The organism is Mesorhizobium sp. M2C.T.Ca.TU.002.02.1.1, from assembly GCF_003997225.1.
Window position 1 is genome coordinate 1 of sequence record NZ_RZTO01000506.1, and the last position, 4635, is coordinate 4635.

Sequence of the window (4635 nt, forward strand, 5' to 3'; positions counted from 1 at the left end):
GCATGATGGGGTCGCCATCTCGGCGACGACATGGCACCACGTGAAGGACAAGACGTCGGCGGTCTTTACCGACCTCGGCGAGTTCAGCCTGAAGAACATCGCCCTGCCGGTGCAGGTCCTGATCGCCGGCCGCGGCGGCAACGGCCCCGCCGCGGCGGCTTCCTTCGCTTCCATCCCCGCCACGCCTGGCCATTACAGGCCGATCGCCAAGGGTCCGCCTGCAATCGCCGTGCTGCCGTTCCATGGCAACGGGGGCGAACCCGATGTCGGCTATATGGCCGACGGCATCGCCGAGGACATCATATACGGGCTTTCCAACACGCGTTGGCTTTCGGTCATCGCCAAGGGCTCCAGCTTCCAGTTTCGCGACGACAGCCTGGGCACGAGGCTCATCGGCAATGCGCTCGGCGCGCGCTACATCGTCAGCGGCACGCTGGCGCGCTCCGACAGGCAGATCCGCCTCAATACGTCGCTCACCGACACCTCGAACGGACGCCTGGTCTGGTCGCAACGCTTCGACCGCGATCTCGTCGACATCTTCAGCCTGCGCGACCAGATCGGCAGTGAGATCGTTTCCATCCTCGACAAGGAGGTCGATCGCGCCGAGCAGGCGCGCACGTTCCAGGTGCCGTGGGAAAGCCTCGAAACCTGGCAATTGGTCAGGCGCGGCCGCTGGCACATGAACAGGCGTACCCGCCGCGACACCGACATCGCCCTCGACTTCTTCGACAGAGCCTACCGGGACGATCCGAATTCGAGCGCCGTGCTGAACGAGCTCGCATGGTGGTATTTCTGGCGGGCATGGCTGCGTTTCGGCGACAGCGACGATCTCGAGAAGGTCGAGACGCTCGCGCGCAAGGCGCTGCTGATGGACAGCCTCGATGCGCGCCCGCATGCCTATCTCGGAGCAGCCGACATCATGCGCGGCCTGCCGGCATTGGCGGCCGAGCACCTTGCAGAGGCGATCCACATCAATCCGAGCTTTGCCTTCGCCCGCTCGGCCATGGGCAGCGCGCACCTTTTGCTTGGCGATGCAACCGGCGCGATCCCCTTCTTCCTCGATACCGAGCGGTTGAGCCCGTTCGACCTCTATCGCTTCCACAATCTGGGAGAACTGGCCGCGGCCTATTGCTTCGTCGAGGACTGGCCGGCCGCGATCGCCACCGCCGAGCGCTCACTCAACCTGTCGCCAGGTTACTTCTACGCCAGGTTCCTGAAGATAGGCGCGCTGATGAGAAGCGGCCGGTGCGACGAGGCGGCGCGCGAGCTTGCGATTTTCATGACCAGGCACCCGGATTTTTCCGAGCAGAGAATACGCTGGATACCGTTCGTGGACCCGGCAAAGAACAATTTCCTGATCGGCAATTTCGATCTGGCCAAGTCCGCCGCATAATCGCCGGGGCCGACAACAAATGACTGTGAGCGAATTCACATACGCCGGGCCGATGCAAACCTAGGCCAGAACAATGCCGGCATCGCATTGACGTGGACAGCCGGGGGGCTTGAACGCGATGATCACTTTGAAATACTTCGCCGCCGTCCGCGCCGCTCAGAAGAGCCAGCGTCCGGTCGTCGAGATGCCGCCTTTCGACATCAACCGCCTGCGTTCCAAGGACGGCTTTGCTTCCCGTATTGCCGGCTTTCTTCTGGGCGATCCGCGCTGGCTGCTGTCGCTGCTGCGCCGTTTCTGGCCCAATCTCGGCTTCGGCAATTTCCTGCTCGTCACCAAGGGCGCGGATGTGCGCGACATATTGGAGCGGGGCGATGAGTTCGAGACGCCCTACGGACCGGAAATGGCCGAGCTGGCGCGGGGCTCGAATTTCATTCTCGGCATGCAGGACGGCGCCGCGTACCGGCAGATGAAATCGGCGGTGCTGAGCGCGTTCCCACCGGCGGAAGTCGAAGCCGCCGTCAGGCCGATCGCCGAGCGCCATTCGCGCGACATCATGACCCGCGCCAGCCCCGGCTTCGACGCCATCGCCGGGTTGATGAAGATCGTGCCGGTGCGCATCTGCCGCGATTATTTCGGCCTTGAGATCGACGATGAAACCGAATTCGCCGACTGGTCGATCGCGCTCAGCGCGCTGTTCTTCTCCGACCCGACGGCGAACCCCACCACGCGCCAGCTTGCGGTGGTCGGCGGCGATCGCCTGATCAAGGTCATAGATCGCTCGATCGCCGCGATCAGGGAAAGGGCGGGCAAGGACGACCGGCCGCTGGCCCGCCTCGTCGCGTTGATGGACCAGGGGCGCCTGTCGCTGCCCGACATCCATTCCATCATGCTCGGCATGGTCGCCGGCTTCGTGCCGACCAACGTGCTTGCCGGCAGCAATTGCCTGGACGTGATCCTGTCGCGGACCGATGCGCGGCAAGCCGTCGATCAGGCTGTCGCGGCCGGCGATACCGGCAAGCTCGACCGGGCGGTCATGGAGGCCATGCGCTTCAAACCGATCTGGATCGGGCCATGGCGCTACACCAGGCGTGACGCGGTCATCGGCAAGGGCACGCGCCGCGAGCGCCTGGTCAAGGCCGGAACGGTGGTGATGCCGGCGACGCTGTCAGCCATGTTCGACCCGGAGATCGTCCAGCGGCCGAACGAGTTCGATACGTCGCGCCCGCATCGCGACTACATGGTGTTCGGCTACGGCATCCATCTGTGCATCGGCGCCGAGATCGCCCGCATCCAGATCGGCGAATGCATCCGCGCCCTGTTCAGCAAACCGAAGCTGACCCGCGCGCGGGGCAGGGCCGGCAAGATGGTTAATGTCGGTGCCTATCCGGCAAGCCTCAAGGTCGATTTCGAGCGCTCGCCGCTTTGCCGCACCGCCGATCAGTCGATGGTGACGGTGGTCTGCCCGTTCACCAGACCGATCCCGCTCGATGCGGTGCGCGACAAGGTCGCGGATCTCGGCAATCCGGCGATCGGCGAGCTTAGCGCCGCGCTCGACAAGGTCGGCACCATTCATTTCACCAGCCTGGCCGTTGTTCCGACCGGCAAGGACGAGAAATCGGGGACCGAGACCGGCGCGCTGGTGCTCGAAATCTCGGGCGATGGCAGCACCGACGAGGTCATCGCCGCCGTCGCGCAATCGATCGGTCACCGGTTGCGGCCGATCTTCAGGGATGTCTGCGGCCTTCCGGACGGCGGGCCGCTGGAGGACTTCCTGAAGAGGAACCATATCGACATATCGCCCTCCTTCGGCAGCACCGCCGGGCTGGTTTTCTCAGGCACGCCGGGGCATTCCGTGCGGCGGATCCTGGCCGAGGCCAGGCTCGCCGACAGCGTGCGTGAGATCGTCGAGAAGCCGCGCGCGGGCAACGGCAATGCGATGGATGTGCTTGCCGAGGCGCGCCGGCATGTCCGCTGCCTCGGGCAATTCGGCTGGGCGTTCGAGCCCGCCGAAAGCCTGCTGGAAAGGCCGCCGGGCCACTGGGCGCGCGCGTTGACGACGACATTGCTCACCCCGGCGATGTTCGCCACGGTGGCGATCGTCGTTCTTGCCTTTTGGCGCATGACCTATGTGCTGGTGTTCGGCAATCCGCATGGCGTCACCTTCGCCAACATCGCGATCGCCGGCGCCGCGCTTCTGCTTTCGGTGCTCGGTCTGCTGGCCATCCTGCTCCTGTTCGTCGGCCTCTGTTTCCTGGCGCTGCGGCGGCTCGAGGACAAGGACCGGCCGGCGAACACCCCGGTCGATATAGGCGCGCTCGAAAAGATCCTTGCCAGGGAGGATCACACCGCGCAGAACAACCTGACGGCGATCTCGACGATGAAGCCGGGGATCTTGCGGCGGCTGGCGCTGCGGCTCACCTTCTATCTCATCTCGATATCGGCGCAGAAAGTATTCCGTCCGGGCTTTCTTGCCACCATCAACACCATTCATTTCGCCCGCTGGGTGCTGTTGCCCGGCACCGACAGGCTGGTGTTCTTCTCCAACTACGGCGGCAGCTGGGAAAGCTATCTCGAGGATTTCATCGCCAAGGCCTCGGCCGGCCTGACCGGCGTGTGGAGCAACACCGAAGGCTATCCGCGCACGCGCTGGCTGTTCCTCGACGGCGCGCGCGACGGTGATCGTTTCAAGCGCTGGGCGCGGCGCCAGCAGGTGCCGACGCTGTTCTGGTACAGCGCCTATCCGCATCTCAACACCGCGCGCATACGCATCAACTCCAGGATCAGGCGCGGCATCGCTTCGGCCACCGGCAACGAGGCGCGCGACTGGCTAAGCCTGTTCGGCTCCCTGCAGCGCCCGCAAGCGCGCCCGGCGGACACGACCAGCTTGTCCGAACCGGCGTCCGCGCCGCTCGAAGAGCTGGAATCCGGGGAAATCCAGTCGATCTTCTTCGGACCATTCGGTGCGCTCGGTCATGCGCATATGCTTGCGATAGAGGTGCCGGACGGTTTGCCGGCAACCAAGCGCAAGGCGTGGCTCGATTTCGTCATCGACAAGACCAGCTTCGGCGACGGCGTGCCCGCCGGCCGCGCCATGACGGTGGCGTTTGGCCCGAACGGCCTGCGCCGGCTCGGGCTTCAAGGCGGCGTCGACGACGAGCCGTTGGATACGTTCCCGGTCGCTTTCCGCCAAGGCATGGGAACGCCCGAGCGCAGCCGCATCCTCAACGATACCGGTCCCGACG

General features: G+C 65.0%; 2 protein-coding genes. Both read left to right on the forward strand.

The genetic code is table 11. The annotated features are described in order from the left end of the window. On the forward strand, positions 1-1393 hold a 1393-nt coding region (locus EOD07_RS23505), incomplete at its 5' end, for an adenylate/guanylate cyclase domain-containing protein (protein WP_127237153.1). 118 nt (positions 1394-1511) lie between these two features. Further along, a partial coding sequence (locus EOD07_RS23510) for a cytochrome P450 (protein WP_164772462.1) occupies positions 1512-4635 on the forward strand: 3124 nt, incomplete at its 3' end.